Source organism: Rhodoblastus sp., assembly GCF_019449565.1.
Classification (GTDB): Bacteria; Pseudomonadota; Alphaproteobacteria; order Rhizobiales; family Beijerinckiaceae; genus Rhodoblastus.
This window is the reverse complement of the sequence record NZ_JAGRPM010000045.1, coordinates 1-24,447: the sequence shown is the minus strand read 5'-3', so window position 1 is coordinate 24,447 and position 24,447 is coordinate 1. Positions and strand designations below refer to the sequence as shown.

Sequence of the window (24,447 nt, the reverse complement as noted above, 5' to 3'; positions counted from 1 at the left end):
CTAAGAAGCCGCCGGCGAGTCGTCATCCTCGAGCACGGCGTTGGGCGCAATCAACCCTGAGTTCGCCGCAAAAATTTTGGCAATGTTGGATACCGGCGTGAAGACCTTGCCGTCAAAACACAGCCAGACCGCCATTGCCGCGATGAAGGCGCTTTGTCCGCCTGTCGATGGCTCCACCGGTCCCTTGTGGCGGACGTCACCAAGTGGGCGTCGAAGGCGCTTCGCAATATGCGGCGGATCGATATTGTCCAATCGTCCATCGTTGAGCGGAATTTCGTCTGGGCGATCGCAAAGGTCTAGGTCGAGTGGCGATAGTGCCGCAGGCTTGTTAATAGCTTGAGAAGCTTATTGATTATCTTTCTGGGCGTTCAGGATTTTGGTTCGCCACGCTGGATTAACGATCATTCGGACTATTTTGTGCATGCATAAGGCGTCGCCGCCGGCGCGATGCGGCCGGGGCATATGGTCGGCGGCGCGGATGATGGCGACGACTTCGTCGCGGTCCACGCCGGCGAACTGGCAGAGCGTCGCGAAGATGACGTCGAGTTCGACCATTTGCCAGGGCGAGCGTCGGTTGAGCTCGGCATAGACCTGCGCGACCCAGTTTTGGTCGAACTGTGGATTGTCGGAAACCAGGATTGCGCCGGCCCAGGCCTTGTCGAGGCAGCCTGGAATATCGAGGAGATGGACGCCTTTGGCGACAAGATCGACGTATGGAATTCCGTGGCAGGCTTTACCCGCCTGATAGGCGTCGGTGCTATCCCAGCCTGGCGCCGGCTTGATGAGAAAGGACGGCGGGTCTCGTTCGTCGTCTACCGACCAGCCGATTTCAATCGGGAATGTGTCTGTGTCGAGGGTTGAGGCTTCAACGTCGACGAAAATGACGGGCGATCCGCGATAGGTTATCTTCAAGTGGATTTCCTTTTCGGCGGATGTGCGGTGCTGGGCATTGGTCAGTTAGCTGTAGCTGTTCTGCCAAAACAGGTACAAAAGCTGAATTTATGACGCCTGGTCCTCGATGAGGTTGCGATTTGCCGAGTGCGGCAGGATTGGCGACGAAACTGAGCGTGATGGCCGTGGGAAGAAAGCTGCAATTTTAAAGGTGGTTATTCAGTTTAATCAGTAATTCCGTTGCGTTTATTTTTTGATCGGCGTGGTATTGAGGGCCGACGGTATTGCGAAGCTGCCTTCGCGTTCGACTCGATAAGTTTAGCAATAGCTGACGTTTCAGCTCTGCCAATTCCAGCGTCGTCTGCATAAGTTTTCCAAGAGGAGGTTGCTTTCGTGACGCACTCGGTGATGTTGCGCGCAGTCGCGCTTGGGATATCAGCAGTTGCCGCGACTTTAGAGAAATGATCTTGGCTTGGCGCCTTGCCTTCGCCGGCGATTGTCATGTTGTGCTCGCCCCCAAGGCCGTCTGAAGGCGTGACGTCATAAGCTGGCGATAGCCTCCATCGACCGTCCTTGCTCATCAGGAAGGCATGGTTCTTTGCATGGTCGTCGCGATTGCCGGCGATCACATTGAATACCATCCGTCGGAATGCCTCTTCGACTTGGGCTTGGTCGCGGCTTAGGATCCTGGTGGCCCTGAGCAAATCGCTGTAATCGAGCGAAGGGACTCGGAAGTCTGCATGGAGCAGGCCGGCGAGGGTATGGGCGTGATGTCGGCCTGCATTGGTTCTATCGAATCGGCGTACTGCGAAGTGAGCTGTGCCCTGATTATCTGTGATCAGGACAGTCTCGGGAAAATCAATTCCAGCTGCTTTAGCCATCTGAGCATAGGCGTATTCGATCCGGCCTATGTCGATTCCTTCTTTTCGGTGCTTCAGTTTGATGAGCCAATGCTCGTGCATCGGGTCGTCATTGTTTCCATGGTCAATGTGGAATTCATTCGAAGAAGGATTTCTTAGGGCCATGATTTTTGGCCTGGCGCCAGCCGAGCCGCCGCTGGCTTCGAGCAGGCGGGAGATTCCTTCGTCGGACTGGCCTTGCAAGATCATTTCAGCCTGGTGGGCGAACCAGTCGATTTTCAGAGTATCGTCGTTTGTGGAGATGGCGATCGGATTTTCGGGGGCATAGGTGAGCGCTCCCATCCCGCGTGAACCGACGATGGCGAGGCGGTCGACTGGAGTCAGAATGGCGGGATTGCCTCCATTGCTAGTGATTTGACGGTCGACGAGAAGGCGACCCCATCCATCGGGGAGGCTGTCCGCGAAAATTCCGTGGAGGCCGTCGAATGGAAATCTCGCGCCCATGATCACGCCGGGTGCAAGCTTTGCTTTAAACGGAGATATTTCCAGACCGGCCTCGATTGCGGCCGGGTCGTATTCGAACGCGGCCAATCTGTCGTCTCGTGACCACATGAGGTCACCGATCGGTAGGGAACAGCCTTCGATTTCCAGCTTTACTGTGAGTTTGACGGCTGTCGGTTGTTTCAAGACGTTCTCCTGTGGGCCCTGGCGCGTATGCGTTGTATACGGCGCCCCTCGCTGTCGAGATCGGCGAGGGAACGTAGTGGCGGCCGTGGTATTGAGCCGATGATGTCGGTGTCGATGCCCAGTTCGATTGCGATCGCCATCACATCGCGGAGCGAGCCGAGTCCTCCAGATTCAATTCTTTTCAGAGTGCTTTGGGAGACGGAGGTTCGTTTTGCCATTTCCAGTTGCGTGATATTCTTGGCAATGCGGTGCTGTTTGATTTTTTCTCCGATTTCGGCGGCTGCTCGGTCGGGCGTGGTCAGTGAAAATTCCCAGGTCATAGCCTAAAATCCCTTCATAAAAGATCATATATGGTCTATTATTGGTAATTCAAGGGCGTTTTTTTGCGGTTTTTGATTTTGGGAGAGACACAGATGTTTTTTTGGGTTTCAGAGGTTGCGCTTTAGACTGACGTCGAAGTGCGTTCAGGCGGTTAACTGAATAATGAGCAGAAACATTACGATTGATCCGACGGCTCAGACGCCGGCGGTTTTAGATCCGGAGGTTCCGGAAGTTCGGTCGACAAAGTCCGGGCGTCTTTTGTTGGCGCGGCGGTTCATTTCGAAATTTCGCTATGACCGTTTTGTTCGCGCCAGGGCTGAGGTGCGCAGCTCTGTCCGTCGCGATACGCCACGGTTCGTTTGCCCGCTTTGTGGCAAAGGCCTTTATCTGTCAGGTGATTTGAGCAAGGCCGGACATTTCCGTCATCGGGCAGGTGATGGCGAGGCTTGCCAGGAGCGTGTGCGCGGCCTTCCAGAGGGCGTTATCAGGGCGATGAAATATCGCGGCGCCCAGGAAAGCGAGGCGCATCTCAGGGCGAAAGCGCTGATTGTCGCCTCGTTGGAGGCGGATGCGCGATTTTCGGACGTGCTGGTTGAAAAAACCTGGCGTGGCGAGGTCGACCCGAAGTCCCTGCGCCGGCCTGACGTGAGCGCTAGGTTCGAAGGTCTACGGATTGCTTTCGAGGCGCAGCTGTCGACCACTTTTCTGGATGTTGTCCTCGACCGGCGTGAGTTTTATAGCCAGGAGGGTGGCCTGCTCGTCTGGGTGATGCCGTTTTTCGATCCAGAAAATCGGAGGATGACGGCCGACGATATTTTCTTCCCGAATAACTCCAACGTCTTGTTGGTCGATAGCGAGACTGTGGCGCTTTCTCAAGCGTTGGGGAGGCTGACGTTTCGGTGCTGGATTGCCCATCGGGTGATTGGAGATGACGGGCGGATCTCTACGAAATGGGAGAGCCGACTGGTTGCCTGGGATGATCTGACCCTGGACTTACGGGGGCAACGGATTTTTGCCGTTGATGTCGACCGCGAGGAAAAGGCTGCTCGAGAGCGTCATTCTGCGGCGGAGGTCGATCGCGAAGCGGCTGACAAAGATGCTGTTCGGCGGGGATGGCTCGACTATTTCAGTTATGCCGATGGCGATATTGATTTCACGACGCATGAGAAGTTACGCGAATCGCTACGAAGTGAAGGCCTTCGGCTTCAGATTCCGATGAGCGGGGCGCGCTATATCACCTTGGAGGTGCGAAGCGCGGTTCGGGCGGTGCTTAGCGCCCATACCGGCAAACCGATCGGCTTCAAGTTCGTAACGTTGGTCCAGGTCGCGCATCATTTGCATGACAAGGCGAAAGGGGCCTTGTTGCCGTTTGGTTGCGCTATCAGGGCGTTCGGCCGGACCGGCTTGATCGCAGAAGCCGACAAGAGCGGTAAATGGGGCGGCCGGGCCGTGCTCGTTCGAGAGGGCATGGCAATTGGCGAAAGCTGCTATTTGCTCGAGGAAGAGGAACACGCTTTCCTTTGTTTTTTGTTCCCGGGCCTTGCTGGTTTTATGGATCGGGCGCGGGGGGTGGTTTTCGCCGCCGGGGCCCATCGAATCGCGGAGATCAAAGCTGGACGGGTGTTTTGAATTTTGCCGCGATTAGGGTCCCCTCTCGGCCGAAAAAATTTCGAGCTGACAAACCGCCACGCGCTGGGCTGATCTGACGCTGGCGTGTTTCATTGCTACCGCGATCAGCGCGTTCGCGAGCCTGTTGATGCCTTGGCCTCCGCAGTTTGCCACCGTCTGCTTGCGGCGATAATCTTGGCCACGAATCATAGTCATTAAGGCGTGTTCGCGGCAAAGGTTCGAGGCACCCGATTCGGCCTATTGCGCTCCGACCTATTTTTGTCTCGCGGAAAGCGGGACGCAGCGTTTGAACCAAGCATTTTCAGGAGGTCCCGATTGCGAGAGCAAGTAGACTTGCGCAGCGCCGTCAACGCTGTTTCCGATGTCGTTCAAAACCGGCCGCGTCCACTTCGGGAATTCGATCAAATTCACATGAAAACGGGCGATATGGTCTTCCAGACCGAGATCGTCGCCGATTGGGCGGACGGGAAGCGGCTTGCCTTCATTGGAGACGGAGACGCGATCAGCGTCTGCGTGGCCTATCTGCAGAAGCGGGGCGTGCTGAATTTCGGTCCGACCAAAATCATGGTTTTCGATTTTGATGAACGGACGGTTCAAGCCGTCAAGCGTTTCGCGGACCGGGAGCGGATCGAGCATCTCGATGCCGAACTTTACAACTGCCTAGAAGCATTCCCGCAGGCGCCCAAGTATGACTGCTTTTATACGAATCCGCCTTGGGGCGCTTCCAATAACGGCGAAAGCGTCAATTTGTTCGCCCAACGCGGGATTGAGGCTGTCGGATTCGAAGGCGAAGGCATGATCGTTATTGCCGACGATGATGAAATCGCTTGGCCCAAGGAGGTGCTTGCTAGCGTTCAGGGGTTTTCGCGGGACCGCGGCTTCTATGTTTCGCGGATGCAGAGAAAGCTGCATGCCTACCATCTTGACGACAATCCCGACCTGAAATCGTGCAACCTTTTTGTCAGCTCTTTACCTGGCAATTCCGCAAATGCAGCGCCGAGCGAACCGGCGTCACGTGAACGGCTGATCAATTTTTATGGGAAGTCCAAGGAGCCGAAAGTCAGGTACGTCAGAGAACGCAAGAGACTCGATTACGGCAAGGCTCATGAAGACGAGTATAAGTTGGACCTGCTGGAGGGCTTTGAATGAGCGCGATCATCCAACCGGGGGCGGGAATCCTATTCATGAAGGTGGGAACTCATGCCCAGGAGGGCTTGGAGGACATCATCAATCGCAAGTCTAAGGAGATCGAGCAGGCTGGCTTTGCAATGTGGGGCTATGGGGGCAACACCTGTCATCCCCGCTCCATGGTGCAGCCTTTCGCTGAGATATTCGAAGCGAAAGGGCAGCCTATCCACCTTGTCATGCAGGAAATGAATTCCAAGCATTTTGCGGAACAGGTCAGGGCAAGCGACTATTCGGAAGACGGGCTGACCTGGAAGGAAATCCCAAAGCCCATCAACGTGCTCGGTTCGAGGTTTGCATTGGTTATCAAGAGCCTGGAACGCAAAGAGGTCATGTTGCCTTTGAACCAAACAAGAGTTCCGGTCGGGCCGAGCATGGGACGGTTGGGTAGCCGCTATCTACGTGGGCAAGTCGACAAAGCATGCCTGGAGGTCATGGATCATTCCGAAAATACGAATGAGGACGATCCAAAGGAAGTTCAGATAAATTTGGTCGCGGAACTGCAAGCGCCTTATGCCGTCTTTTTAAAGAACACCGATTAGGTCATCGCCTGGAAACAGGACAGTGGCGGCATCTCGTCGCAGAGCCTCGGTATAGCTCCTGAGGCCTTCGAAAACAGATTCCACCGCGACAACGGCCGAGGAGCAAGCGAAGCTGATAGATACAGCCCGGTCTGTCGTCGGGGTTCGGCAGACGCTTTCGCGGACTGCGGTGAAGTCTGCTTCTCTCAGTATAGATGCGACAACTTGCTCGAAACAAACCAGGCGCGCCGAATCCAACTGATCGGAGGCGATTTGCTCGATGGCGCAAATTGCCCGCTTGTCGCCAGTGAGCATCAGTTTGTGACCGCGAACGATGAGCGCCGCCAAGAGTTGGCTTTCGCCTGAGTCGAGCTCGAGGTACTTTTTTTGCGCTTTGGCTTCAAAATCGGCCGCAAGTTCAAGCTCGTGGTCGCTTGGCTCGATCCTGGCGACGGCCCCCAGGAACTCGATCAAAGCGGCCTCGTCGTTTTCGTGCCCATTTAGCTTTGATCTCTGGATCCGTCCCCGAATCATGAATTCGGCCACTTTCAAAATGGCCGGCGGGTCTCCTGATTTAGTGGCGACAGAAAGAAGCTCCACTTCGATTCCAAATCGGAGCGCTTTCAAAATGATATCGTTATCGAGAAGAACGGGATTACGCATCGACGCCGAACATGACGTTTTTGAGGAAAGTGCTCGACTCGTCGCTGAGTTCATCCCATTGCAGCTGCGATGAAGCTAGGCGGTTGATGTCGTTCCAGATCGTGCGCGGCTCATCGTAGATATGGCGCAACGCGGCGTTTGCCGCTGCCCAGTTTTTCTGGATATAGCCGAGGCAAAGCGCCAAGGTGCCTGGCTCTATGCCGCGAGACGGCCCGGCGAGTATCGCAGCTTCCGCTAGGCTTCTTGCGCCGTAGCTTTGCGTATTCGTCGTGATGGCGGGTTTTGGCGACCCGGTGAGAAGCTCGAGACCATAGCGGTCAGCTTCTTCTTCTTCGGGATCGCCGCCATCAAAATCGGGATCGGCGACATCCACCAACGCGTTGCCGCCTTGTGCGTGACCGAGAGCGGCATGGCCGAGTTCATGCGCCAATGTGAAGGCCAAAGGGGCGGGATATTGTGACTCTCGTCCCAACAAAACGGCGTGCCGCCCTTCGACACCGATCACCATCGCCCTCATTGATTTGGCGTTCAGAGGAAAGACACGGAGAAAGATGACCGGAATCCCCAGCCCCCAGCAGGTGGTCAACAAGCTGAGCAAGTCGACGACTTGACGCCCGCGTAGAATCGCTGCTCGCAGCTGTTCTGCTGGGATTCCCTCGATCGACTGGCCTGGGGGCGTTGCACGAACCAATAGACGTCCGACAGACACACCGAAGGATGCAAGCGCGGCGAGTTCGTCAGCATCGACGGCGGCGAGGTTCTTGAAGCGAGCGTCATTTTTCCAAACAAATTCGACGCGTTCGCCAAGAAGTGATTTAGGCGAAAGTCCAAGCTTGCGGGCGAGGGCAAAACGCAGTTCTGCTTTGCCCGACTTGGAGGCCGCAGCGTCATCGTCCCACCATGAAGGCCAAGCGGCGCGAATGGCATGATCGCTCAGCCCTGCGCGCTTCAAGGCGCTGATCAGCTCTCTAGTGTCGTCCAAAACTCCTTGATCCGTCTGCTAAGGACGCGGGTGTTGGGTGCAGTCTGACGATGCTGGGCCGTTAGAACAATCGGGACTTTGCGTTGTCGCTGGAATCGAGGGCGGCGTCGCCCTTTCGGAGCCGGGTGACGAGATCAATCCAGTCGTTGCCGGACGAAGTTGCCACGGCGATTTCCCGGAGCTCCGCGGTAGAGAGTTCGACCGGATCGGTCAAGCGAACCCAACAGCTTCCGACGAGGCTCGCATGCAGATTGATCTCGTAAGGAGTGTCGCCCATCGTCGCCGCGGTTCGCCGCAGCAAAGCCGTGACTTGGGAGGCGCCGACCGGCGCGCCCGTGCCGCCGGCATTTCGGTATGAATTCGGGTCGAAAGCGGTCCCGGCTGATAAGGCCAAAGGGGACACCGAGAAACAGATCAGCGCGAAATGCCTTGTCTTCGGACCGAGCCCACTATCGCCCCGGCTCGTCACGAGAGCGTGCGCAGGAAGCGGCCGTTCGTTGCCGTGGACGTCAATGTATTGCCGCCAGACCACCGTCCGTCCCGGCTCAAGATCGACGGCTTTGGGCCTTCCCTTCATTTTGGAAAACACGACCGGAATAGCTCGTTCCATCCGGGCCAAGGCATTAATCAAGACCGAGGGGGCGTTGCCGACGCCCCAGAAAAACACTCCGTTTCCAGCCTGCCGCTCGCGCTCCTTCCTCTCGATGATGGCCTCGAGCTGTTGGCCAGCCTCGGCCTGCATCCGGGACCAGCACACATATTCGTCTGCATGACTTGTTCCCATTTCAGGCCGCATTCGAAATGATGCCGCTGAGCGTTCGAGCATAGAACTCCCCAATCTCACGACTTTTGACGCTTATGCGCGCAAAATGTGCCAAAATCCTAATTAATTTCTATACCATAATCCTAATCCTTCCAATCTGGCTGGTCAAAGCCGATTGTTTCTTTTACCCATATTGTCCCATGAAAACCGGCCGGCCGACTTCCTGGAATCCTGTGGCGTCCTTTGCAAAGGGCGTCTGGACTGATGTCGTGGCCTTGGCGTCAAAGGATCGGGTCGTTCTCCCGATTAACGTCCGAAGCCAGCTAAAGTGGCTCAGCGCCCCAAATTCTAATGCCCTAGCTGTGGTGGAGGCCGAAAGCGTTGTCGAGCTGCGCAGTTGGGACTCAGCCGGTCGCGAAGCGATGGACGCGATTCAGCGAATATTGGGTGAAGCAAGTGAGGCTGAACGGGGCGAGCTCGCAATTGCCGCGATGGACCGTTATTCGCGGCTCAGCTTTGACTCTGCTGGCCGAGCAGTGCTGCCGACTTGCTTAGTCGCTCATCTCGAAGCAGCTAAAACAGGGATGATCCGAGTCGTTTTGCGCGACCAAAGACTTTGGTTGTGGTCGGAGCGCAAATGGTGCGACCAACGCAGCGCGCGAACTTCGGCGCTGCAGGCAAAGGCGGCTTCCTCGCAATAACTCCGGTTGCTGTGGCCCAACTCGCCCATTGCCCTCACGTGGGTGCGCAGGAAGAAGCCGAGGTGTGTGTGACCTACTTCTGTCAGGCTGGTCAATTTTAGCGGAGGTAGGTCAGTGCCGTAGCGAGAGATGCATTTTGCGGAGCGGAGTCAAATCTCCTTGCGGTGCGGAGTCATATCTCCAGATCGACGTCCGGCGGCATCGTACCTTTTTGCTCGAGCAGCCGGCGGCCGAAGTCGTCCTCGAGCGAGGCGTCCAGATGATCATGCCGAGGGTCCATTTTGGTGTTCTTGATCGCCTCGACCTGCTCTTCGGAGAGCTCGAACGTTGAGAAGCTGTGTCGGCGGTCAGCAGGCGGGGCCAAGTCTTCTAGAACAGCCCGCGATTTCGGACCATAATCCGCGTCGGCTTCATATGGTGCCTGTAGCCCTTCGAGAGCGAGAGCGCGCGGATCATCCGGCATTTCTGACGTCGGGCCTGCCCGGCGCGGGTCGTCGATCTCGAGTGCGACATCCGCTGGGATCGAGCCTTTCTGCGAGAGCAGGCGACGGCCAAAGCTGTCTACCTCAATTCCATCTGCTGCCTCGGACTCGAGGTATTCCCGTACTCGCTCGACGCCGCTGGCTTCGCTCATAATGTCTAGCGCCGCCTGACCGCCGAAAACATCATTTCGTGTCTTGAGCCAGGCGTTGGCGCGGTCTGCGTCGCGGAATATGAAACGCAAGGCGACGTTTATGCGTGCCTCATCCGACATGTCCGGCGTTATGAAATAGTCCGGCCGCCGTCGTGCCGGAGCCAGCGCCGCGAGCACGGCAATCGAGTCCGGTCCATATTCCGCCCCGGCAATGCGGCTGCTTTTGGCGACCGTTGCCGATCGCATCTTCCCGCGAATCCGGCGCATGCGGCGTTTTGACGTCATTTCGGCAGGTCTTTCTCCGGCAATTATAGCGATCTTACCCAATCGTATCGAAATCCGATAGATTCTCACGCTGGAAGCTGGAAGGCCGTTCGATCGACGACGGACATCGCTTAGGCGGCGCCCTCGGCATTCGGGGAATAGTATTGCTTGAGCCTGTCGTGGTTTTCCAACGCCTTGGGGCGATATGGCCCCGAACCCGCGGCGTTAACGACGGAAGCCAGCTTAAAGCGCTCCTCGACCGAGGGGTGAACAGGGGCGTCGTGTGTGATTTCCCGAACCTTCACCGGCCAGGTCGGCGGCGTCCAAATTCTGAGAATCCACTTCGGCAATCTGCTGGCGATGGTGTCCTGCATCGCGACCACCTCGCAGTGTTGAGCGCCATCGGCTGAAGGGAAAACCCGAAGGTTCGGATTGTTGCTTGCGTCGCCCGGCGCCTTCTGTCCCGCGACGATCAAGCCGCCCGGAACGCCCGTCGCCTGCTGGACCATCCATTCAAGGGAAGTGTCCGAAAGGCGCGATTCGGTGTCGTCGTAGCTTCCGCCGACGTCGGAATGGTTGCCGGCGAACCAGAGTTGGATCAGCCGGTCGTGCCCCTCGACCACCGACGGCACCCCGTCCTGAACGCCGCCCCACCCGACGCGGGCGAAATCCGCCCGGGTCTCGTCAATGGCGTTGGCCGCTCTGGCGTAGCTCACGTACTTGCTCAGCAGTCGGTCGAAGTTCTTGCCCTTCCACGTCGCGAAGTGCCAACGGGGGGCGGCGCCCTTGGTGGGAAAGTCGTGGATGATCTTCAGGCTGGACCTGACCTGATGATAAAGAAGGCCGCCCGCCGCCGCTACGATCGACAAGCCCACTATCGACAGCGCAACCGTCCAGAATGACCATCCCTTGAGCAGATGAAGCAGCCCGGCGATCGCCGCTGCCGGGACCGCCGAGATCAAGGCGGCGCCGGCGACGACGCCGAGCGTGAGGCCGCCGACGATTAGCCACCACTTCAACCCGCTGGCGCCTAGGGCCGCGACCGTGTCGAACACGCCGATGAAATGGGGCGCGGCATTGGAGCGTCCGTCTTCGCCTCCTTCGTGGTTCGAGCCGTATTTTTCGCGGAAACGCCGGGCGAGTTCGAAACGCTCGGCCTCGAACTGCTCCCGAGGATGGCCTGCGCCATGTTCGAACACAGTCTCGACGGCCTCCGTCGCGATGTCATGGATTGCCGACCGCAACAGCGGCAACGGACCGGATGGCGTCTTGGTCGGGACGCCGCAGAGCATGATCAGGTTCGCGATGCACCGAACCGTGTAGGCGCCACGGCTGAAGCCGATCAGGAGGATGCGGTCGCCGGGCTGGTAGTGGTTGATGATGAACTCGTAGCAGTCGGCGATGTTTTTCTTGATGCCGCTGCCGATCACCGAGCCGAGGAGCTTCTGGACGAACCGGACGGGCGCCGTCAGAGCGGTCGCGCCGATGTCGGTGCCGAGCCCGGGATCGTAGAAGGCCACCTGCTGGCTGGGGTCGATGCAGTTTTCCGGGCCGACGCGACAGGCGTGGTAGAGCTTGTACACATTGCTCAGGCGTTGTTCAGGGCGGACGCCGCCGTCCTGTCCGGTGCCGTCTGAGAAGATCACGATGTTCTTGGGCATTTTCGAAATTCCTTATCGAGGGGTAATGATTTCGGCCTCGTTGCCGAGGAAAATGACTGACAAAACGAGAGAGCGTCCCACCGCGCCTCTCACATCATGATCGGCTGGTAGGGCACGACCTTGTCGCCGAGGAACATCTCGTTGACGCGGTGGCCGGCGCCTTCGACAAGCGACCGCGCCATGTTGGGAAGCTCGGCCAGCGCGCGTCCCACATCGTCCATCGCGATGGGATTGGGCGACTCGGGGGCGTCGAGGCGAACCACCCGGTCCTTTCCGACGAGCAGGAAGGCCTGACCCAGAGCGTTCCGGGATTGCGCGCGCATGGCCCCGCGAATGGCGTTTCGCCATTGAAGCTCGCCGCCGTCAACCTGAGAATCGCTCGCGTGGAACGAATTCTCGCCGCAGCCCAAGGTGAGAATTTGCACCTGTTCGCGGTCGATGTCGAAGCACGCCAAGGCGTCAACCAGACCGATCATCACCGGGTTGTTGGCCCATAAGCCGCCATCGACCATCCGGTATCCGAAGGTGTCGAGGGGCTTGAAGTAGGTGGGCGCAGCCGACGTTGCCCTGCCGACGGTGAACATCCTCTCGTGGCGGTCCTTCTTGTAGTCCGGATGGTGGGGCGTCTTGTAAATCCAAGGCTCCCCGTGCGTCCCCTCGAAGGAAGGGACGCAAAGCCGGAGTTTCGAATCGCCGAAGAAGCGCTGTTCGAAGACCCTCATCAATTCGGCCTCCAGCGGCGCCACGTCGTAAAGAGTGCGGACCTTCTGTTTCGCCCATTTCAGCATCCCGCGCGCCTTGCCGGTGACGCCGTCGCTCGATGGGAAGATGTTGGGACCCCGCTCGATGTAGAATTGCTTCAGTTGCGCGCCGGACATGCCGGCCCCCAGGCCGAGGGCGATGAGGCCGCCGGTCGAAGTCCCCGCCACGAGATCAAAATAGTCGGAGACCGGCGCGCCGCCGAGGAAGCGTTGCTCGATCTCGGCGAGGACGGCGGCGGGAAGCAGTCCGCAGATGCCACCGCCGTCGATCGACAGGATTCGAAACGGGCGGTCTTTCGGCCAGGGCTGCATCTCGCGGCGGAATTGAATCGTTCCGTCCGAACGGCGGGTGGGCACGTGGTTCACGATTCGCGTTCCTTCTTGCTTGCGGCGCCGACATGGCGACCACCGCCGGTCCATTCGCCAGTTGCGCGCCAGCCCTCGTAGCAGGCGAGCCAGTCCACGGTCCAAGGCACCGTGGTCGCGGCGAGCAGGTCGCAAGGCGACCACTGGCCCGCCTCCGCGTCGAAGAGACAGAGCATGGGCCGGTCTGGATCGTCCCAATACACGTGCGGCAGCGCTCCTTCGGCGCTGCGAGGCATCTTCTTGAGAAGGGGCTGCGCGACGCGCACCTGCGGCTGCTGCTGCATCGGATTGATCAGTTCGATCACGAGGGGGGCGCGATAGAAAATCTCAACCTCATGGGTCATCAGAAGTGGGCGCAAAGGACCGCGCCAAACAGCGGTTCGGCTATCGATTCGCGTTTCGCGGAGCGACGGCCACGACTGCCGCATGGCATGAATCTGGACGTCTATGGTTGGAAAACAGATCACTGGCGGCGCCCACCCATGAAGGTGTGGGCCTTCGCGACGGACGGCATGGATGCCGCAGAAGCCGCTCCGACCCCCATCAGCTTCGGAGCACTCGGGACGTAAATGCCGCCCTTGGGGGTATAGGACTGAGTAGCGGCCAGCACAGCCCTGCCCATGCGTTCATTGATCTGCTGGATAGAGCGTGAAACGACATGGCTGCCGAATTGGTCGCGAAGCCAAACCTGGAGATCCTCCAACGAGGTATCGTTGCGCTTCAGGTATTCTAGCCCGGTCGCGAATTCATTCAACTTTTGGGCGAATTCATTCTGTTGGTCGATTCTCTCAGGCCAGCGGTCCGTAAAGCAGTCATGGACGTAGACCGGATTCACGACCTTGATCCTCTCCCGCCTGCCGCTCGCCGCCCAAATATGCTTTGCAATCATGCGCGCCTGACGGATCACCATATCGGTGAGCGAAGTGTTCGGCGCAGCGGCGTGACCGGCGAAACACGACATCATCACCGAAGGAGGAATGCGGCAACCCGCCTCAGCATAGGCGATGTTGCGGAACCGCTTAAGCAACTGAAGGGCGACAGTAGCGGTGTTTTTCACATGAACGGGCGTCGGGTCTGGAACCTCGTCGACCTCGGCAGCCGCCTTGATCATGATTCCATAGGCTTCGAAAAGGCGCCGATTGAACGCCTTTGCGAAGCGATCCTCGATGGGGGTGCGCTGGCGATACCATTCCACGAAACCATAGGCGTTCATCGGCACGTGGTAATGCTCGGACGCCGCCTTTTCAGGGTGGGCGTGGAAGATGTGGCTTTCGCGCTCCGCAGTGTATGGCAGCCTTACCGCGGGCGTGACATCAAGGTGCATGCCGTCGGCATAGCGGACCGTGACACATCGCGTCTGGCGTTCGATCCTCTTGCTGGTCGGATAGCCCCTCAACGCCTCGGCGAGCTGATCCAACGCCCAGTTCGGGTCTGCCATGTGGGCAACGTTGAGTTCCGCCACGATGTCGATGTCGAATTCGTCGTCGGTGCCGCGGGTCGAAATCGTGGCGTCGATCGCCATAGATCCCTGCGGGTAGAAACGGAGGATATGGCCTTTCAGGGGGCTGCCATCGCGCTCCGCGTAAGTCCGCACTGCTTCGTAACGCTCTGTCGCCTTGTCGTGAAAGCTCGGCGGGAGCTGCAGGTTGACGGCGACATCCGCCAGGATTGCGTCAAGGGGATTGAGAAACGGATCATCGTTAGTCGGAAGATTCATGCGGCTCATTTTTTACTCCTAAGGCCGGGCGTGGGCACGTTGGCGGATACCTCGCCTCCTTCTTGGGCAGCCCTCGAAGTTTCATCTGAACTCGGTTGATTTTGCCGCGCCAGCTGGCATCCTGTTAAGCTATGCCGGCGACGACCCGGCTTTCGGACTCCATGCCCACATGTCCGAAAAAGAAAATTCACGGGCATAGTGAGATGGAGGCCAGAAAGGCATGGGCTCAACGAGCGATGCCGACGCCGTCGAGCAACCTGACGATGCCGTGGAATATCTCGACGTCCAGGAGGCGCTCGCGATGATTCATGCGCTTTCGGCGGACGAAAAGGCGAAGCTGATCGCGATGGATAAAGGACAGATTGGGGGGACTGGACGTCAGGCGGGCGAATTATTTCGCGAGGCGCTGTGTCGAACAATTCTAGGCAAGAGGCGTTGTCCCCGCGACGTGCCGTTCATCGCCTTCTTGATCCAAACGATGCGGAGCATTGCCTCGCATGACCGCGAATACCAGAAACGGCATGTGGCCTTCGACGACGATCGGGCCAATCCGGAACCTGTAGTCCTCGGCACCGGCGCCCTGGCTTCGAGTTCGCTAAATCCTGAACAGCTCCTTTTGGATGCCGAGGAGCCGGAAGCTAAGACGGCATTGGAGACGATCAACAGCCACTTTGATGGCGACGAGGATTGTCAAATGATGATCATGGGGTTGGCTGAAGGTCTTCGCGGCAGGGATTTGCGGGAATTCGTCGGAGCCGATCAATCCCGCATCGACTATCTTTACAAGAAGATCAGACGCAAAATGTTGAAGCTTTATCCCTACGGGTGGCAACAATGAGCGCCTCCAAAAAGACACAGGACATCGACGGGATGCGCCGGATCGAGGACGCCTTGATCGAGAGCTTTATCGCCGCCAAGCCGGATGAAATCCGTGAGGATATCAAGGAAGCCGGCGGCGACTTCGACGCTTATGTAATCCTCGCTAATAAAATGATCGCAGAGGCAGAGGAAATGTGCGCCAAGGTGCGATTGGATGAGGCGAAAGCTGCCGCCGCTTCCTTTCGAGCGTCTACCGCGAACGTTTCGGCGATCCCCTTCAATCGCGAAAAGGCTAAGGTAAAGCTTGGGGCGATGAAATCTCGCGACCCGGCCCTTCCAATGATGCTCGCTGCGCGGAAAGGCAACGGCCTGTCGGACCACGACGAGGACGCGCTCCTGAGGGCCTTGGCAGACCTTGAAAAGCTCGAATCCGAGGATGAGACGGAATGAGTGACGATGTCACTCCGGCGGAACGGATGCTGCTCGGACTCGGAATTCGGCGCCCAAAGGACATCGATCTTGAAGCCATCGCTGCAAGCCGAGGTGCTTTCGTCAAATATCAGCCATTGGACAAGTGCGAGGCGATGATCGCTGGCTCGTCTAAAAAGGCGATCATTCTGGTGAATAGCGGAAGTTGCGAACAGCGTCAGCGCTTCTCGTTGGCGCATGAGGTCGGCCATTGGCACCATCATCGCGGCAAGGTGCTGTTCTGCAACTCGAAAGATATCGAGGACATCAAGCCAGGGCCGCTCAATCCTGAGCGGCAAGCCGATGGGTTCGCATCGGACCTTGTGCTCCCAAATTTTATGTTTCGACCTGTGCTGGCGAAACTCAATAAATTCAGGATTCAGGACGTGGCGGAAATCGCCGCAGAATTCAACGTCAGCTTAACCGCGACGCTTATTAAGGCGGTTGAGTCGAATCGAATTCCAATTGTTCTCGCCTGCTACAATAGGCAAGGCTACCACTGGGCAAGAGCAGCAAAGATGGTGCCGACATGGTGGCGACTGCAACGTACGCTTGACCGGGAGACGTTTGCCGGTCGGATGCTTTTCGAAGGAGCGGCTGCCGAGACGCGTCCGCGCCTGATGCCGGCGGACGCATGGTTCGATTTCAAGGATGCGGGGCGATATGAGGTTTCGGAGCAGTCGGTGATGCTACCTGGACCGGAAGTTCTCACGGTTCTCAAGATACCGGAGAAGGGTTTGGGATAGTCCGCCGGACGGTCGCTCTGAAGGCGAGGGCCGTGTCACCACTTTTCTTCGCAAAGTTCCCCGGCCTTGCGCCAGTACTCCCATATCGCCGACTGGGCATCCTCAAGCGCGATCTTGCCCTGACAGACCAGCGAGGACAGGCACACCTCGATGGCGTCCTTCTCCCGCGCCTCGTCGGTGGGCTAGATGTGAGTTTTCATTAGGTTGTCCATCCGGTCCTGATCGGGGATGCTGAGGTTGCGAAGCTTCAGAAAGACCCGGAGGACCGGATGAACATCCACAAGAATGCCCGTTTGACGCCGCACGGTCGAGCGCCAGATCGAGAGCGGGCAGACGCCGGAGGCCGCCGCACGAGCCACAGGCGTCTGCCCGCGGACCGCGCGCAAATGGTGGAAGCGTTTCAAGGCCGAAGGGGTCGCGGGCCTGCAAGATCGATCGTCGCGGCCGCATAAGCTCAACCGGCCGACGCCGGACGCGGTTGTCACGCAGGTCGAGGCCATGCGCCGCCAGCGCCGGACCGGGGCGCAGATCGCCGCCGAAACCGGCGTCTCGCCAGCGACCGTCAGCCGCATCCTGCAGCGTCTCGGCCTCAACCGGCTTGCTGCGCTGGAGCCGGCCGAACCCGTCCGCCGCTACGAGCGCGAGAACCCCGGCGAGTTGATCCATATCGATATCAAGAAACTTGGCCGCTTCGACCGTGTTGGTCACCGCATAACCGGCGACCGCGCGGGCCAAAGCAAGTCACGCGGCGTCGGCTGGGAATTTGTCCATGTCTGCATCGACGACGCCTCCCGCGTCGCCTTCAGCCAGATCTTTCCCGACGAGAAAAAGGAAAGCGCCGTCGCGTTCCTCCAAGCGAGCGTGGCCTACTACGCCAGGCTCGGCGTCGCCGTGCAGCGGGTCATGACCGACAACGGCTCGTGCTACAAATCATTCGCCTTCCGGCAGGCCTGCCGGGAACTCGGCCTCAGGCACGTCAGGACCAAGCGCTATACGCCGAAGACCAACGGCAAGGCCGAGCGCTTCATCCAGACGGCGCTGCGCGAATGGGCTTACGCTCAAGCCTATCCGACCTCAACTCGTCGGGCCGAAGAGCTGCCGATCTGGCTCCACAATACAACTGGCGTCGACCGCACGGCGGAATAAAATCAAACACGCCAATCAGCCGCCTCGCTCTGTCCGAGGACAACCTGTTGAGGCTCCACAGCTAGAGCGCGAGGTTCCGCCGGTCGATCAAGGCGCCGCCGAGGGCGAGCGGCACGAGGTGGTCGAGTTCGTAGCGGTTCCGGCGCTCGATCGGCTCCCCAATGGTCGCCAGCATTTCCGCCTCGATCCGCTTCATGTCTGCAACATAAGGCCGCACCGTTCGCGTCCAGCCCGCCGTGCAAATTGTGGCGCCGATGGTCTCCTGCGTGACAGCCGGGTTCAAGGCCGGGCAGTCTGGTCCGGCGCCCGCCGGCGATGGCAGGCCGAGGGCGAATAATGCGAGGACGGCAAGATACCGGTGGCTAGGCATCGTCATTGGATGGCCCGACCGTTTCCCGGCGCCTCGACCTCCACCTCAATGTCGCGCGCCCCACAGGTCGGGCACATCATGAGCGCCGCAACCTTTTCCAGCGTCGTCGCCGATGGCAGGAATGAGATCGGCGACCGCCAGGACTCGCCGCATCTTGGGCAGAAGGCATCGACCGCGTCGATTTCGAGTTCAAGCAGGTCGGCGACAGTGCGCTCGGGCATCACGGCTCCTCAAATAACGGGTCGCCGTGTCGGCGTCCTTTGCGGGCTGGAGGCAGCGGATGGCAAAGCGAACCCTGTCCCAATGGTCGGGCGTCCGGTCAGGATCGACGACCTTGTGCAGGCGGTATTCCAGCGCCCGGCTGCGGGCGACGTGGTAGGCCGCGTCACCGCGCTCGGCGATCAACACGCGGGCCTCGGCGTTGATCCGAGCCCGCAATTCCTTCCGCCGACGCCACCAGCCGATGATCATGAGCCGTCTTCCTACTGAGAGGCGGCCAAAGTCGCATACTCGCTGTCGCGGTCAAGGCTGCCACGCACACTCCTGCGCCAGTCAAGCCTCCGCCATTGACAAGGGACTCCGTTCTCGCGTGTCCTGGCGGCACGAGGGAAGGCAGGGAATGGCGCTCGCGTCGGCAGGATCGAACTGGACGGACGCGGAGAACGACCTGCTCGTCGCCGACTATTTCACCATGCTCGGCGAAGAGTTGGCCGGTCGGCCTTATGTGAAGTCTCACCACAATGCCGGGATCGCGACGGCGACCAGGCGCAGCAAGGGATCGATCGAGTTCAAATATCGGAACGTCAGCGCCGTGCTGTCGAAACTTGGGCTTCCGATCATCAAGGGCTACCTCCCAGCCTACAACGCCCAGTTCGGGGCGCTGTCCGAGGCAATCGAGCGCTACCTCTCCCGGACCCCGGCGGCGCTGGAGCCAGAGGTGCAATCCCGCAACCCGTTCGCCGGAGCAGACCCCTTTGTTCTTCCACCAGTCTTCGATCCGTCCGCAGCGAAGACGCCTGGGCCCATCCGACTGCTGGCGCGGAAATTCGATCCGGTCGCCCGCGACGCGCGCAACAGGTCGCTGGGCAAGAAGGGCGAGGCCTTCGTCATGGAGGTGGAGGAGCGGCATCTGTTCGAGGCCGGGCGGCGCGATCTGATTCGCGACCTACGATGGGTTTCAGATATCGACGGCGACGGCGCCGGATACGACATCCTGTCCTTCTACCCGACGTCTGGCGCGCGGAAACTGATCGAGGTGAAGACGACCTGCGGCGACGCCCAGACGCCGTTCTTCGTGACGCGGACTGAAAAGTCCCTCGCAGACCGGAGTCCGTCCGAGTTCAACCTCTACCGGGTCTTCGATTTCGCGGCGTCGCCGAGAATTTTCACGCTGCGCCCGCCGCTGGAGGACGCCGTGCACCTTGAGGCCGAGACGTGGAGGGCGGCGTTCCGTCCACTGACATGTGACTAGCGATATCTAAAAAGGTCTAGCGATTTTCAATAGACTTCCCTATATTCCGCTAGACTGGGCAGTCACCCGTGGAGAACCGATGGACCCTTATCGCAACCCATTCGCGCCCGGAGCAGGCAGTCGCCCGCCGGAACTCGCAGGTCGAGACAACATCCTTGAGGCGGGAAAAATTTCTTGTGGAAGAGCCGTGCAGGGAAGAAGCGCGCGCTCGATAATGCTACTGGGCCTTCGCGGGACCGGGAAAACCGTGCTGCTCAACGAAATTGGTCGGAACGCCGAGCAAGCAAGCTTACTGGTTTCCAAGGTCGAGGCTCCGGAAGGGGAATCTCTCGCCCGCCTCTTATATCCAGAGATGCGAAAAGTCATGAGATCGCTCTCCGGGGTGGAAGCAGCCAAGCAATTGGCTACCCGCGGCCTCAGCGGGCTGAGGAGCTTTGCCTCAATCTTCAAGATTGAAATGGCTGGTGTGGAAGTCGGTGTGGAGCCTGAGCCTGGACTAGCCGACTCGGGCGACCTCCAATACGATCTTCCAGACCTTTTCGCCCTAATCGGGAAGGCTGCTAAGGCCGCAGGACGTGGCTGGATACTCCTGATCGATGAAGTACAGTACCTGTCTGAAGCTGACCTTTCGGCGCTGATTGTTTCACTGCACCGGATGTCACAGGAGGGACTGCCCGTTCTATTGGTTGGTGCAGGTCTCCCACAAGTTGCGCGTTTGGCGGGAGAAGCTAAATCTTATGCAGAACGGCTGTTCCAATATCCGGGCGTGGGAGCGCTTGATTCCACTTCGGCCATGCAGGCGGTTGAAAAGCCAATGACCGATGAAGAGGCCACCATTACACCGGACGCACTTGAACTTATCGTTGAGCGCACTAAAGGATATCCATTTTTTCTTCAAGAATGGGCCTCAATAATATGGAACAACGCGGAGGGGCCTGAGGTTACATTTACCGACGCCGACAATTCCTATGCTGAAACGCTAGCGACGCTGGACGAAGGGTTTTTCAAGGTGCGGATGGATCGTCTGACGAAGGCGGAGGTCCAGTTCGTAAAAGCTATGGCGAAACTCGGCGATGGGCCATATGCGATGGCGGACATCGCACAGGAGCTGACGCGCACCCAGAAATCTTTGGGGCCCGTGCGGGCAAGCATCATATCAAAGGGCATGATCTACAGCACCGACCACGGATATCTGGACTTCACGGTGCCGCTCTTTGCTGAGTTCATGCGGCGTCAGGATTAACTGGAACGCAGTGTCGCCTCGCGATCCGCTGTCCGCGCGGTCGCCCCTCGCCCGACCTTGACAGTTCTCGCGCCAGTGCCGTCCTTGTGGTGGCTGATGAAGCCGCTCGGCCCGACGATGACCTTCTCGATGAGGTGGGTAAGGTTCTCCCGCATCTCCGCCCGCGCTGGGAACCGCTGCACGGACGTCAGGTCGGCGAGTGCGCGGTATATCGCGCCAATGTCGTCCACGTCCGACCCGGGGTCAGCCACGCCGGTCTCCGCCCGATCCCGTTTGAGAAGTTCGGCCGCCCTTTTGAGGGCGGCGACCTCGTCGCCGAGCAGGCGCATGCGGTCGACGACCTGAGGCACGGCCACTCCCTGCTGGACAAGGTCGATGAGCCTCGACAGTTCGGCTTCCTTCCCTTCGAGCTTGAGCACGGCGCCGTTGAGGGCGTCCTCGGTGGCCTTCGCGGTGATGCTGGCCGCCATGGAGAGCTGCGCGCGATGCTCGCCGAGGCCGTGGATCACCCCCATCTCGACGATTCTGTAGTCGTACATGTCGCGGTGCGAGCATCCGGCAGACTGGTGGGCGCTGCCGCACCTGAGCTTCAGCCCCTTCGACCTGCTCCCCCTGTCGAGGATGACCATGTTGGCTTACCCAAGGCGCCTTGAAAGTGGTGGCGCAGTCACGCCGAAAGCAGATCGTCGCGACAGAAAAATAGCCGCTTGCGAGGTTTCGCGAGCGGCTACGGTTGAGCCAGACAGATTATTCAGCCGCGGATTCTGTGGCCGTCTTTTTTCGACCCGGCTTTTTCACGGCGACTTTCTTCGAGGCTGCCGATGCAGCAGGTTTGCGACCAAGCCCCGTGGATCTGGCCAAAGTGGAGCGCTGGGCTGAATAGCTCGGAGCAACAGTCGGATAATCCGCTTTCAGTCCAAAAGCGGCGCGATATTCATCGGGCGAAAGACCGTGTTCCGATTGAAGGTGGCGCTTGAGAGATTTGAACGGCTTCCCGCAGCAGAGACATACAAGCGCGTCAGGCGTTATAGACTTTTTGACCGAAACGGCTGGTTCCATTTTCTTCGGCTCGTCAACGGTGGGAACCGTAGTTTGACCGATCGAAATACCAAACGCGGCTTTAACTGTCTGAATCACCGAGCCGAGATCAGCAGGGGATACCGTGTTGTTGGACAAGTAGGCCGAAAGGATCTCGGCGACAAATGAGGTATTGTCATTCTCTGACATGTTAATTCTCCGAAGCATTTGTTTTTGTTGAATCGGCGTAGCGCGCGGTTTCGTCGAAAGTCAAATATTTATTGGGACTGTCAAAACATGGACACATCACCGCTCCGCATCGCTGTTCCGACATAGGTTGTCCAAAAACGACTTTGGTCACGGACCAAATGACCAGGACCGTCACCTGTTTTGATAATTTGAATTAAAATCTCTTCTGCAACTGGCGTTCTCGAGCAGTTAGATGTCGCGTTTCATGCTGTTGTAAGCGCGGGAATCGATAGCGTCATTCCGAGCTCCTCCTGGGGTCTGAGCGTAAAATAACGCCGTCGAATGCTCAGTGTGATCCAGCCGGCCGACCCACCGTTCTGAAACCTTGGCCTCGGCGAAATTTCCATTGATTACGCCGATGATGCTGTCGAAACCGTCTACCTGGCCGTCCACCACGACGCGCGCGCTAGGCGGGCACTCCTGAAGCGCGGCGATCAATTCAACAATCACTAAGGTTGGCTGGCGGGAAAGTCCGCCTAGCCGCTATTTTTTGGTATTACGATAGCAAATCGTGTAACTATAATACTAACCTCAAGGAGGTAGACATGAAAACTCTTACTGTTTTGGATCCTGATGGCTATACGGAGTATCGCTGTCCAATAATTGATCTATCTTCTCACGGAGAGCCGCCAATTGGCTTCGGTCAACAGAAAACTCCAAATCCCCAGCGCCGTAGAGAGACGCTTTTAATACGCAAAACGGAATGTTTCGGTCGACACGGTATTCAACGTCGAGATTCGAAACGGGAATAATCCGCGCGGATTCGTTGCCGTGGGTTACTTGTGCATCTTTCAATGCCAATGCGGCTGCGCCAATTAAGTCGGTGATTTGAGGCGATGGGAATGCAACAATGAAGTCTTCGGCTTCCTTCGTCTCGAACTTTATCAGCGCTACTGGCTGATTCCACACTTAAAACCGGAATCCATTTTCTTCCATCGGCTCCATTTCCCCATTCAAAAACGGTAAGCCGATTTTCGACTGGTTTCGGAGACGACGGGAACGGGCAGGCAGGACGCACGTGCTCGATTGACGCGGCGCGCTCGGAATCAGCCAAATGTAATCGTCGAATGAACTATTCCGCCCATCACCGATGCTCAAGGTAGCGCGTCGCCGTGTCTGATCTCGCGGGACATCCAATCCGTCGCCGCACTTCCGCTCGAACGCGAGCCCAGTGTCCGGGAGGACGATCGGCGTCGATAACCTTGTGATTCAATTCGGCGATGACCCACCGCCGGGCTTCGGTATAGGCGGCGGGGCCGAATTCCTCGATCATGGCCGCAGCGTCGCTGTCAATCAGCGCTCGCTCTTTCCGGCGCATCTCCAGCCAAGCGAAAAACATCTGAGCCGCCCGCATCTATATTCAATGCAAGATTTTTCGCATGAATTTTCCCTGCCGCGCGAGCAAAATCGTTCTGCGCAGGATCGGACACCTCTGCCTGGCGCGGCCCCACCATCGAACCAAGGCCTTTGCGCAAGCTCGCGACGATCTCCATGACGAAAGTCTGCCTGCTGGGCGCTTGTCGCTTGGGCTTAGCTGCTGCATTTTCACTCAGCATCGCTTGGCGAAGGATTGTGATCATGAAATCATTTGTCGCTGCGCTTTTGGCATTCTCCGCGATCGTTCTGACGCCGATTGCCTTATCCGCTCGTGCCGAGGCTGGATGGGGCCACCGGCATTACGGCTATCATCATCGCGGCGAAACATGCTGGCGGACGAACCGCCATACCGGCGCTCATTTCCGCATCTGTTGATAAAAAAATTCGGTGCAGCCGGAGCCCAACCCGATGTTTTTCGTGGGTTCCGGTTTTCGAATTTCAACCGGCATCCGTTTCCATAGGCGATGATCTGATGCGCTGTTTCGCTCGATCCAATATGATATTCGCCGCGTTCGCTTTTCTGACGCTCAATTCCATCGCCATGGCCTGCGATGGCTGTGGATGTAGAGGCGGCCCAGGATACCGGCTTCCAAATGGGAATTGCGTCAGCTGGGCACAACACGAAAAGCACAAAGCTTCAGGTGACTTCCCTCAAGGCGCGAAATGCGAGCATCCCCAGGGCTGCAGCCTTGAAACGCGCCAGGGCGTCAAATTGCTCGAACCAGGCTCCGTCAAGAATTAGCCAGCGTTCGCTGAATTACAGGCCTCCGCACAATTCGCCGGCTTTGCGCCAATCTGTTGATTTCCGTTTGGAACTGACCCGGGATTTTCACTGAGAAGTGACCCGCCTTTTTATGTTCCTGCGGTCAGGTTTTGGTCAAGGCATTGGCTTTCTCCTTTCGTCCTTTTGCGGTTGCGGCGCTGGCCTTGAAGCG

The 24,447-nt window shown here is 58.4% G+C and carries 29 protein-coding genes and 1 pseudogene; 10 read left to right on the top strand and 20 right to left on the bottom strand.

The features are described from left to right. The 4 genes from QZ409_RS11530 to QZ409_RS11515 all read right to left on the bottom strand — a co-directional run bounded on the left by QZ409_RS11530 (position 1) and on the right by QZ409_RS11515 (position 2,758). Positions 1 to 252: a hypothetical protein gene (locus QZ409_RS11530; protein ID WP_296711021.1), complete on the bottom strand. Its 252-nt coding sequence runs from the start codon at positions 250 to 252 to the stop codon at positions 1 to 3. A 93-nt stretch (positions 253 to 345) separates the two neighbouring features. Continuing rightward, positions 346 to 912, bottom strand: coding sequence for a hypothetical protein (locus QZ409_RS11525; protein WP_296711018.1), 567 nt, complete (start codon positions 910 to 912; stop codon positions 346 to 348). 203 nt (positions 913 to 1,115) lie between these two features. After that, positions 1,116 to 2,438 (bottom strand): type II toxin-antitoxin system HipA family toxin, encoded by a 1,323-nt coding sequence (locus QZ409_RS11520; protein WP_296711014.1) that lies wholly within the window; start codon positions 2,436 to 2,438, stop codon positions 1,116 to 1,118. Next, on the bottom strand, positions 2,435 to 2,758 hold the full coding sequence (locus tag QZ409_RS11515; RefSeq protein WP_296711011.1) for a helix-turn-helix transcriptional regulator: 324 nt from the start codon (positions 2,756 to 2,758) through the stop codon (positions 2,435 to 2,437). Before QZ409_RS11515 ends, QZ409_RS11520 begins: the two co-directional genes overlap by 4 nt. A gap of 163 nt (positions 2,759 to 2,921) precedes the next feature. Here QZ409_RS11515 and QZ409_RS11510 point away from each other — a divergent pair, with 163 nt between their 5' ends. From QZ409_RS11510 to QZ409_RS11500, 3 genes are all read left to right on the top strand, one after another. Beyond that, positions 2,922 to 4,388 carry a DUF6035 family protein gene (locus tag QZ409_RS11510; protein ID WP_296711008.1) on the top strand — a complete coding sequence of 489 codons (1,467 nt, stop codon included), beginning with the start codon at positions 2,922 to 2,924 and terminating at the stop codon, positions 4,386 to 4,388. A gap of 333 nt (positions 4,389 to 4,721) precedes the next feature. After that, the gene (locus tag QZ409_RS11505) at positions 4,722 to 5,537 is read left to right on the top strand and encodes a bis-aminopropyl spermidine synthase family protein (RefSeq protein ID WP_296711004.1); all 816 of its coding nucleotides are present in this window, start codon (positions 4,722 to 4,724) and stop codon (positions 5,535 to 5,537) included. Next, complete coding sequence (locus tag QZ409_RS11500) at positions 5,534 to 6,115, top strand: hypothetical protein (protein ID WP_296710999.1); 582 nt, start codon at positions 5,534 to 5,536, stop codon at positions 6,113 to 6,115. The genes QZ409_RS11505 and QZ409_RS11500 overlap by 4 nt, the downstream gene beginning before the upstream one ends. Here QZ409_RS11500 and QZ409_RS11495 read toward each other — a convergent pair. The 8 genes from QZ409_RS11495 to QZ409_RS11460 all read right to left on the bottom strand — a co-directional run bounded on the left by QZ409_RS11495 (position 6,098) and on the right by QZ409_RS11460 (position 14,615). Then, positions 6,098 to 6,757, bottom strand: coding sequence for a hypothetical protein (locus QZ409_RS11495; RefSeq protein ID WP_296710997.1), 660 nt, complete (start codon positions 6,755 to 6,757; stop codon positions 6,098 to 6,100). The two genes, QZ409_RS11500 and QZ409_RS11495, sit on opposite strands and share 18 nt — an antisense overlap. After that, positions 6,750 to 7,739 carry an ImmA/IrrE family metallo-endopeptidase gene (locus tag QZ409_RS11490; RefSeq protein ID WP_296710994.1) on the bottom strand — a complete coding sequence of 330 codons (990 nt, stop codon included), beginning with the start codon at positions 7,737 to 7,739 and terminating at the stop codon, positions 6,750 to 6,752. The genes QZ409_RS11495 and QZ409_RS11490 overlap by 8 nt, the downstream gene beginning before the upstream one ends. A 61-nt stretch (positions 7,740 to 7,800) precedes the next feature. Next, entirely contained in the window at positions 7,801 to 8,565 is a 765-nt protein-coding gene (locus QZ409_RS11485) for a hypothetical protein (protein WP_296710991.1), read from the bottom strand. A gap of 810 nt (positions 8,566 to 9,375) precedes the next feature. Next, a complete protein-coding gene (locus QZ409_RS11480; RefSeq protein WP_296710987.1) occupies positions 9,376 to 10,122 on the bottom strand; it encodes an MbcA/ParS/Xre antitoxin family protein in 747 nt (248 codons plus the stop codon). Between the two features lie 110 nt (positions 10,123 to 10,232). Further along, on the bottom strand, positions 10,233 to 11,762 hold the full coding sequence (locus QZ409_RS11475) for a DUF2235 domain-containing protein (protein ID WP_296710985.1): 1,530 nt from the start codon (positions 11,760 to 11,762) through the stop codon (positions 10,233 to 10,235). An 89-nt stretch (positions 11,763 to 11,851) separates the two neighbouring features. Further along, entirely contained in the window at positions 11,852 to 12,889 is a 1,038-nt protein-coding gene (locus tag QZ409_RS11470; RefSeq protein WP_296710983.1) for a CBASS cGAMP-activated phospholipase, read from the bottom strand. Continuing rightward, complete coding sequence (locus tag QZ409_RS11465; RefSeq protein WP_296710981.1) at positions 12,886 to 13,248, bottom strand: hypothetical protein; 363 nt, start codon at positions 13,246 to 13,248, stop codon at positions 12,886 to 12,888. The genes QZ409_RS11470 and QZ409_RS11465 overlap by 4 nt, the downstream gene beginning before the upstream one ends. A 104-nt stretch (positions 13,249 to 13,352) precedes the next feature. Continuing rightward, positions 13,353 to 14,615 carry a nucleotidyltransferase gene (locus QZ409_RS11460; RefSeq protein ID WP_296710979.1) on the bottom strand — a complete coding sequence of 421 codons (1,263 nt, stop codon included), beginning with the start codon at positions 14,613 to 14,615 and terminating at the stop codon, positions 13,353 to 13,355. Between the two features lie 211 nt (positions 14,616 to 14,826). Between QZ409_RS11460 and QZ409_RS11455 the strand changes: the two genes are divergently transcribed. The 4 genes and pseudogenes from QZ409_RS11455 (at position 14,827) to QZ409_RS11440 (ending at position 17,850) form a co-directional block, all read left to right on the top strand. Continuing rightward, on the top strand, positions 14,827 to 15,444 hold the full coding sequence (locus QZ409_RS11455) for a hypothetical protein (protein WP_296710976.1): 618 nt from the start codon (positions 14,827 to 14,829) through the stop codon (positions 15,442 to 15,444). Positions 15,445 to 15,497: 53 nt separating this feature from the next. Then, positions 15,498 to 15,875 (top strand): hypothetical protein, encoded by a 378-nt coding sequence (locus tag QZ409_RS11450; protein ID WP_296710973.1) that lies wholly within the window; start codon positions 15,498 to 15,500, stop codon positions 15,873 to 15,875. Then, positions 15,872 to 16,639, top strand: coding sequence for an ImmA/IrrE family metallo-endopeptidase (locus QZ409_RS11445; protein ID WP_296710970.1), 768 nt, complete (start codon positions 15,872 to 15,874; stop codon positions 16,637 to 16,639). Before QZ409_RS11450 ends, QZ409_RS11445 begins: the two co-directional genes overlap by 4 nt. Positions 16,640 to 16,908: 269 nt before the next feature. Next, positions 16,909 to 17,850 (top strand): annotated as a pseudogene (locus QZ409_RS11440) (IS481 family transposase). Here the strand turns inward: QZ409_RS11440 and QZ409_RS11435 are convergent. The 3 genes from QZ409_RS11435 to QZ409_RS11425 are packed head-to-tail and all read right to left on the bottom strand — an operon-like array spanning position 17,847 to position 18,626. Next, complete coding sequence (locus QZ409_RS11435; RefSeq protein WP_296710966.1) at positions 17,847 to 18,161, bottom strand: hypothetical protein; 315 nt, start codon at positions 18,159 to 18,161, stop codon at positions 17,847 to 17,849. The pseudogene QZ409_RS11440 and the gene QZ409_RS11435 overlap by 4 nt on opposite strands. Further along, positions 18,158 to 18,376, bottom strand: a complete 219-nt coding sequence (locus QZ409_RS11430; RefSeq protein ID WP_296710963.1) for a hypothetical protein — start codon at positions 18,374 to 18,376, stop codon at positions 18,158 to 18,160. Before QZ409_RS11430 ends, QZ409_RS11435 begins: the two co-directional genes overlap by 4 nt. Next, positions 18,345 to 18,626, bottom strand: coding sequence for a hypothetical protein (locus QZ409_RS11425; protein ID WP_296710959.1), 282 nt, complete (start codon positions 18,624 to 18,626; stop codon positions 18,345 to 18,347). Before QZ409_RS11425 ends, QZ409_RS11430 begins: the two co-directional genes overlap by 32 nt. 148 nt (positions 18,627 to 18,774) lie before the next feature. Between QZ409_RS11425 and QZ409_RS11420 the strand changes: the two genes are divergently transcribed. Beyond that, positions 18,775 to 19,626, top strand: coding sequence for a DUF3883 domain-containing protein (locus QZ409_RS11420; RefSeq protein ID WP_296710958.1), 852 nt, complete (start codon positions 18,775 to 18,777; stop codon positions 19,624 to 19,626). A 79-nt stretch (positions 19,627 to 19,705) separates the two neighbouring features. Next, a complete protein-coding gene (locus QZ409_RS11415) occupies positions 19,706 to 20,869 on the top strand; it encodes an ATP-binding protein (RefSeq protein WP_296710955.1) in 1,164 nt (387 codons plus the stop codon). Here the strand turns inward: QZ409_RS11415 and QZ409_RS11410 are convergent. The 5 genes from QZ409_RS11410 to QZ409_RS11390 form a co-directional block, all read right to left on the bottom strand. Then, positions 20,866 to 21,498, bottom strand: a complete 633-nt coding sequence (locus tag QZ409_RS11410) for a hypothetical protein (RefSeq protein ID WP_296710953.1) — start codon at positions 21,496 to 21,498, stop codon at positions 20,866 to 20,868. The genes QZ409_RS11415 and QZ409_RS11410 overlap by 4 nt on opposite strands. Positions 21,499 to 21,616: 118 nt before the next feature. After that, positions 21,617 to 22,096 carry a MucR family transcriptional regulator gene (locus QZ409_RS11405; RefSeq protein WP_296710951.1) on the bottom strand — a complete coding sequence of 160 codons (480 nt, stop codon included), beginning with the start codon at positions 22,094 to 22,096 and terminating at the stop codon, positions 21,617 to 21,619. Positions 22,097 to 22,324: 228 nt separating this feature from the next. Next, positions 22,325 to 22,573 (bottom strand): hypothetical protein, encoded by a 249-nt coding sequence (locus tag QZ409_RS11400; protein ID WP_296710949.1) that lies wholly within the window; start codon positions 22,571 to 22,573, stop codon positions 22,325 to 22,327. A gap of 117 nt (positions 22,574 to 22,690) precedes the next feature. Then, positions 22,691 to 23,044: a hypothetical protein gene (locus QZ409_RS11395; RefSeq protein WP_296710947.1), complete on the bottom strand. Its 354-nt coding sequence runs from the start codon at positions 23,042 to 23,044 to the stop codon at positions 22,691 to 22,693. A gap of 380 nt (positions 23,045 to 23,424) precedes the next feature. Beyond that, positions 23,425 to 23,715 (bottom strand): hypothetical protein, encoded by a 291-nt coding sequence (locus QZ409_RS11390; protein ID WP_296710945.1) that lies wholly within the window; start codon positions 23,713 to 23,715, stop codon positions 23,425 to 23,427. Between QZ409_RS11390 and QZ409_RS11385 the strand changes: the two genes are divergently transcribed. Next, positions 23,714 to 23,887 carry a hypothetical protein gene (locus QZ409_RS11385; RefSeq protein WP_296710942.1) on the top strand — a complete coding sequence of 58 codons (174 nt, stop codon included), beginning with the start codon at positions 23,714 to 23,716 and terminating at the stop codon, positions 23,885 to 23,887. The two genes, QZ409_RS11390 and QZ409_RS11385, sit on opposite strands and share 2 nt — an antisense overlap. Positions 23,888 to 24,447 lie beyond the last annotated feature (560 nt).